General features: G+C 39.3%; 8 protein-coding genes. 3 read left to right on the forward strand and 5 right to left on the reverse strand.

All coding sequences use genetic code 11. The features are described 5' to 3' along the window. Nucleotides 1-19: 19 nt before the first annotated feature. Nucleotides 20-256, forward strand: coding sequence for a hypothetical protein (locus V7266_RS07200; RefSeq protein ID WP_335467059.1), 237 nt, complete (start codon nucleotides 20-22; stop codon nucleotides 254-256). Nucleotides 257-490: 234 nt separating this feature from the next. Then, nucleotides 491-1,261, forward strand: a complete 771-nt coding sequence (locus V7266_RS07205; protein WP_335467060.1) for an SH3 domain-containing protein — start codon at nucleotides 491-493, stop codon at nucleotides 1,259-1,261. Nucleotides 1,262-1,292: 31 nt separating this feature from the next. Here V7266_RS07205 and V7266_RS07210 read toward each other — a convergent pair whose 3' ends face one another. The 3 genes from V7266_RS07210 to V7266_RS07220 form a co-directional block, all read right to left on the reverse strand. Next, complete coding sequence (locus V7266_RS07210; protein WP_335467061.1) at nucleotides 1,293-1,571, reverse strand: hypothetical protein; 279 nt, start codon at nucleotides 1,569-1,571, stop codon at nucleotides 1,293-1,295. A 231-nt stretch (nucleotides 1,572-1,802) separates the two neighbouring features. Further along, a complete protein-coding gene (locus tag V7266_RS07215) occupies nucleotides 1,803-2,354 on the reverse strand; it encodes a MerR family transcriptional regulator (RefSeq protein WP_335467063.1) in 552 nt (183 codons plus the stop codon). A 243-nt stretch (nucleotides 2,355-2,597) separates the two neighbouring features. Beyond that, a complete protein-coding gene (locus V7266_RS07220; protein ID WP_335467064.1) occupies nucleotides 2,598-3,209 on the reverse strand; it encodes a hypothetical protein in 612 nt (203 codons plus the stop codon). 377 nt (nucleotides 3,210-3,586) lie between these two features. Between V7266_RS07220 and ftsZ the strand changes: the two genes are divergently transcribed. After that, nucleotides 3,587-4,732, forward strand: a complete 1,146-nt coding sequence (ftsZ, locus tag V7266_RS07225) for a cell division protein FtsZ (RefSeq protein ID WP_335467065.1) — start codon at nucleotides 3,587-3,589, stop codon at nucleotides 4,730-4,732. Nucleotides 4,733-4,787: 55 nt separating this feature from the next. Here the strand turns inward: ftsZ and V7266_RS07230 are convergent, their stop codons facing one another. Beyond that, the gene (locus V7266_RS07230; protein ID WP_335467066.1) at nucleotides 4,788-5,225 is read right to left on the reverse strand and encodes a hypothetical protein; all 438 of its coding nucleotides are present in this window, start codon (nucleotides 5,223-5,225) and stop codon (nucleotides 4,788-4,790) included. A gap of 230 nt (nucleotides 5,226-5,455) precedes the next feature. After that, a complete protein-coding gene (locus V7266_RS07235; RefSeq protein ID WP_335467068.1) occupies nucleotides 5,456-5,773 on the reverse strand; it encodes a hypothetical protein in 318 nt (105 codons plus the stop codon). Between the last annotated feature and the right edge of the window lie 294 nt (nucleotides 5,774-6,067).

The raw sequence follows: 6,067 nt of genomic DNA on the forward strand, positions 1-6,067 counted from the left end.
ATAATAAGGAGTGTGCGAAATGGAAAAAATACATTTTTTAGTAAGTGAATTTTTCTTTAGTATAGCCTTATGTGTAGTTGCTCTGTTTTTCGCGTTGAAATCAGATGTTTTTTCGATAACCGTTGTCTTTTTAGGATTAATCGCTGGGTCACTGATTGATATCAATTTACGTTCTATTTATAAAAATAAATCCGTTAAAATTAGCGGGTATCTTGAACATAAACAAAGAGTCGCAGAAAAAGAAACAAGTATATAATTTTCTTCATTGAATGGGTGCAAGATTTAAAGATACAGCCGCCAGATAATGGCGGCTATTCTTATGGAGTAATATTTTCGTCATATTGAAGCTTGAGAACCGTCCCTATGTTTCTAAAATGTTACAAAACAATTAATATTTTTACAAATATATTTATAATTCTAGTATTTTCGTATTTTCGACTTTGTAATTGCTATAATGGAAAAAAAGTGAAATGCTGGAGGATACATACATATGAAGAAAGTAATTAGTATGGCAGCTGCTGCATTTATTGGTTTCGGCCTTTTTACAGCATCAGCCGAAGCAGCTACTGTTGTTAATGCAAATGTCTTAAATGTACGTCAAAGTCCCGCTACGAGCTCCCACATCATTGGAAAAGTAAAAAATGGTCAGGCATTGAATGTAAAGAGCCGCCAGAATGGCTGGCTACAGATTAACTATAATGGAAAAACAGGTTATGTAAGTTCACAATATACAAAAGAGACAAGCACTACAACTAGCGGAACTGCTGCAACTAGCGGAACGTATTACGTCAATGCTACTTCTCTGAATGTACGTTCGGGTGCCGGTACGGGCTACGCCTCAATTGGCAAATTGAACAAGGGACAAGCTGTCAGTGTAAAAAGCGACCTTGGAAACGGCTGGTATCAAATTAATTATAATGGCCGAACAGGGTATGTAAGTAAGCAATTTGTGGTTAAAACGGCTGTAAAAGCAGCAGCAGAGTTCATTGTCGAAGCGACGGCATATACACCACTGGAATCTTCTAGTGGAATGACAGCGGCAGGCTACAATATTCGTAAAAATCCAAACATGAAGCTGATTGCGGTCGATCCGAAAGTAATCCCGCTCGGCACCAAAGTCTGGGTAGAAGGCTATGGAAACGCAATTGCAGGCGATACCGGCGGCGCAATTAAAGGGAAAAAAATCGATGTACTCTTACCTACCACAAAACAAGCCCTCCAATGGGGCCGCAAAAATGTAAAAGTAAGAATACTAGACTAAGTCGAAGCACGTGCGAAGCATGGGGACGGTTCTAGTGCTTCTTTGGAAGCAGCAGAACCGTCCCCATGCTTCCTGTCATGATTAACATAAGTATTAAAATTCCACCGCTTAGGTAGTATTGAAAATGAGGTTTATATCCAAAGCTGTTAAATATAAAAAAAGAGAAGATGAACAAAAAGGTTAAAAATAGCTCAAAAATGATTGTAAGGGTTAAAAATAATAGATAAGGGATAACGATCTCTTTATTAGACACGTGTTGTAAAGTGAGGCCTTCCCAACATAAATCTGCTAATTTATTTATTTTTCTCATTTTTACCACCTCTATAATCCTCATATTTATCTTCTCAGTTTTGACATATGATTAGATTCATAACCATAAATATTTATTTTTTCACTGAAGTTTGAGGCAGCGTGGAGTCATTATGGAAAACGACTACTATATAAATATGAGAAAACTAGTTAAAAAAGAGCATTGCGCACGAAGGCAATGCTCTTTTTAATTAAAGGGTCGCACTAGATGACTGTATAATCACAACTACTCTCATTTCCACCACTTCCACCATTTTTTCTGACTGGCGGCGGCAATCTGCCTTCTTGTTTCTTCCTCTATTTGACTTCGCTCGACCACGAACTGCTCTGTTCGTTTTACATAGTTTAAAATCTGATTCAGTTTCTCTTCTAGAGAGGCTTCACGGACTGCCTTCTCCTTCAAATGCTTGATTAAATCTAAGTTGATTTGCTCCAAATGTTCGATCCGTTCCAATAGGTCATCATGGTTACAATCCTGTTGAATATCCTGGTCATGAGCAGGCTGTATGAGCTCGGCCTCCGGCTCAGTGCCTGTACTAACTTTTTCATCATCACTGGTCATCACCGATATAGCCGCCCGTTCGTGTGTCATACCATCCTGTTTACTGATTTCGATTAATCTGCGGAGTGTGTTAACATCTTTATCAAAATAGCCTCTGTGTCCCTTCGTATTCCGGTGAATAGGATACCCATGGCCTTCCAAGAGGGTGGCATACTTCCGTAAAGTATGGCTATCTATTCCAAGCAACTCTTGTACGTTTTTAGGTGAATATAGTTCACTCAAAACATGACACCTCCGCTAGAAACATTAGAAAATACTTAGATAAAGCCATTATAACAGGGTGGTATTCTGAAATTTGTCGAACGAATAGAGAGTAATCTATTTGTTAAAAGATTGTTAGATAGACTTAAAAAAAGAACGAGTAGATGGCGTTGGCCATCATAGGCTTAGCAGCAGACTAAAAGGCCGGTTAAGGCAAACCGGCCTTTTATGGTTTAGGTTTTTAAATTTTGTTCAGCGGAATGTCTACTTAATGATGGAGAAGGAAGAACCAGTGGATACATTACCACCGGAATACTCAAAACTAGCAGTCCCCTTGCCATCGACGGTTCCGGAAACTGAGACATTATTGTAATCTTTGAAAGTACCCTTAGAAAGTTTGAGATAGACGTCGTAATCGATTTGGACATTTTTATCAGTGAATTTTGAGGTAGAGTAACTCTTTGGATTGAATGCCCATGTAAGATTGATAGACTTAGTACCAGCAGGAGTTTCATCGCCAGTGCAATTTCCTTCTTCATCGCAAGTAACATCAACTTTAAACACTTCTACTGTCTGACTCACCTTGGCCGTCCCTTTGTTAAAGTCAAAAACTGCCTTGGCGGCTGGTACTACAGCGCTGCCATAATAGGATTCATCATTTTCATAATTGTAGCTTTGGTATGTAAGGAGATAAGAATCCTTATCTTCAAAGTTAGTAGATAGGTCTACATAGGTTTCGACTGTACCTTCTGAACCATAGAAAGAAGCACTTTGATAGGAGCCTTTGTATATAGATGAATTGCTTTGCGCCATTGCTGGCAGGGCCATAGTCAAAAGGAACACAACCGTCAGAATCAATACTTTCACTTTTTTCATTACGAACCTCCAATTTTTGGAAACCTAAACCGCTGTCCTAATTGTACAATATGGAAGAAAGATTGTATTGAAGATAAGTTCGACATTTTTCCCACGTAAAAAAAATGATAGAGAACGGTGTCTCTCAAAAAAGTCTACATCGCTCTTCAACTAACTGGGGGAGCGTAAACATGTGCTATTTTAACTATTTTTAACAACTAGGTAGGACTTAACTAGACAAGGATTGAAATGTTACTTAGACTAAAAACTAACCAAGATCAACACGGCAAAATTGTCTGCATGGTAATCTACTAAACTAAAAAAAGTGACAATTTAGAAAAATACACAAAAGTTCTTCGTTCAAAATCAAATAGTTCGGATTAAGAGGAGGAATCATCATGTATATGGACCAATTGGCCACGATTAAAGTAATCGGTGTTGGCGGCGGGGGAAACAACGCCGTGAACCGGATGATCGAAGACGGAGTAGAAGGTGTAGAATTTATTGCTGTTAATACAGATGCACAAGCGATTCATCAATCAAAAGCAGAGACGAAGATGCAAATCGGAACTTCTCTGACACGTGGGCTGGGAGCAGGTGCCAACCCCGAAATAGGAAAATTAGCAATAGAAGAAAGCAAAAATCAAATCGATGAAGTGTTAAAGGGTGCAGACATGGTGTTCGTGACGGCCGGAATGGGCGGCGGGACAGGCACAGGAGCAGCGCCTGCCATTGCCAAAATGGCCCGAAAACATGGGGCGCTTACCATCGGGGTAGTCACTCGTCCGTTCAAATTTGAAGGCAAGAAGCGGGCAAGCAACGCGGAAATAGGCATTAACGCCTTGAGGGAAGCTGTAGACACTCTCATCATTATACCGAACGATCGCTTACTGGAGATTGTCGATCAAAATACACCGATGCTTGAGGCTTTCCGTGAAGCAGATGCGGTACTTCGCCAAGGGGTTCAAGGGATTTCCGATTTAATCGCGGTGCCAGGGTTAATCAACCTTGATTTTGCTGACGTGAAAACGGTCATGTCCCATAAAGGAACAGCCTTAATGGGAATTGGTATGGCGACCGGCAGCAATCGTGCGGCCGAGGCTGCAATGAAAGCCTTAAATAGTCCGTTACTCGAAACTTCTATCAATGGAGCTCAAGGTGTCATTATGAACATAACGGGCGGCCACAATCTAAGTCTTTATGAAGTACAGGAGGCTGCCGAAGTCGTAGCGGCTGCTTCTCACGAAGAATTAAATATGATCTTTGGTTCGGTCATTAACGAAAACTTAAAGGACGAAATGATTGTCACGATCATTGCCACCGGATTTGCTGAGCAGGAGGAGACAAAAGAGAGTACGCTCATACAAGAATCTCCCGTTCCCTCAGAGGAAAAAATGTCTAATCCCTATCAAAGGGAACGGAAAAGACAGCCTTATCCGGTCAGCCATGGCGAATCCGTCCAAAATTATGACCAATACGCAGAAAACTCCGCCAAATCGCTGGACATTCCTACGTTCTTGCGCAATCGAAAAAGACGATCTTGATCAACATAAAAAAATTCCTGCCAAAAGGAAAGGCAGGAATTTTTTTATGGCTGCTTCAATAGTTTTTTAGCAGCATTTTATCGATGGAACGTACTGTATCATAGGATTTTAAAAGTCTCTCAGGTACCAAGGTTCGGCCGTATTCCCAGGAATTTCTTTCGATTAAAGCCAGAAGCTGTTCCTTTTCTTTATCCTCACCATACATTAACGTCCGTAAATCATGTTTGTTTTTCTTGAAATCTAAATAATAGCCGAGCTGATGATAAATAATAAGTTTAACACAGTCTTCATCCTTCTCTTTAATTTTAAAATTAATATTGGCTATGTATCCATTGATCTGCAGGTAGTTAAACTTAATCGTTTTTGTCGATACGTTAAAACTCATAGGAGCAGTTAGTTGATTGTTCAATTCATAATTAAGATCTAATCGGTGCTCTTGCAAGGTATTTTTTATGATCTCTTCAATATCCCATATATAAAGCAACTTTTCCATCACTACCTTTCCGAACAGTAATTTGATGCCATCTCTCTTTATTTTTAAAGAAAGAAGGGGGAAAGTAAATCCTGCTATTTTCCTTTAGTCTTTATACCTATGTCAGGACTGAACTTCTTCTTCTAATACGTGTTTTTGTGATGAAGAGCTGGTTGAAGTTCCTACGTGGTTAACATAAGGTACTCAAAGAGCTTTCTGCCATAAAAAAGAGGTAAGCACCCAGCAAGTGCTTACCCATTTAATAACTCATCCAGAGAAATGATTCTATGCTTTAATTCTTCATTCGAATCTAGCAAACCAATAACAATTTGATTATCTTCCGTTATCGTTGCATATCTAAAAAGTTCATCCTCATTATAGAGTAAGGATGTTCCCTGTTTTGCCTCCATCTTCGCAAAGACGCTTTCTGTGTATTCAAGTGGAAGAAAATCATCTAATCCCTCTGTTGGCTCACCAACCCACTTAAAAAGGAAATCTTTTATTGAAAATTGCTCAATCATTGATAACTTTTTCTTAAATGTCAGCTTATCTATGGCTACTGTTTTCAACTTAATCACTCCTCAAATAGTAAGTAAAGTGTATACCTACAAAATCCTAACATCAACTCTATTAGGGTGACAGAATATTTACATTTTGATTTCGTGGTTATTGTTACATGATTTAAAAGTATGATAGACACTATTTCAAAAGTGGATTAAGCTGTTCTCTCATTTGGGAGAGAAACGGGAGAAGCCTAAGTCCATGCATGGATGATAAGTCTCCTATTCTGACAAAATAGGCTTTGTTTAAGTTGGTGGTGTCAGAACAGGGAGTGTCTTCGGATAAGGCAAGGAGGAAAGCGA

It is taken from the genome of Neobacillus drentensis, assembly GCF_036965645.1.
Classification (GTDB): Bacteria; Bacillota; Bacilli; order Bacillales; family Cytobacillaceae; genus Neobacillus; species Neobacillus drentensis_D.

Coding starts and splice junctions, on each gene's coding strand:
- V7266_RS07230 (WP_335467066.1), bottom strand. CDS start 5,225: ATGGAAAAGTTGCTTTATATATGGGATATTGAAGAGATCATAAAAAAT.
- ftsZ (WP_335467065.1), top strand. CDS start 3,587: ATGTATATGGACCAATTGGCCACGATTAAAGTAATCGGTGTTGGCGGC.
- V7266_RS07210 (WP_335467061.1), bottom strand. CDS start 1,571: ATGAGAAAAATAAATAAATTAGCAGATTTATGTTGGGAAGGCCTCACT.
- V7266_RS07205 (WP_335467060.1), top strand. CDS start 491: ATGAAGAAAGTAATTAGTATGGCAGCTGCTGCATTTATTGGTTTCGGC.
- V7266_RS07200 (WP_335467059.1), top strand. CDS start 20: ATGGAAAAAATACATTTTTTAGTAAGTGAATTTTTCTTTAGTATAGCC.
- V7266_RS07220 (WP_335467064.1), bottom strand. CDS start 3,209: ATGAAAAAAGTGAAAGTATTGATTCTGACGGTTGTGTTCCTTTTGACT.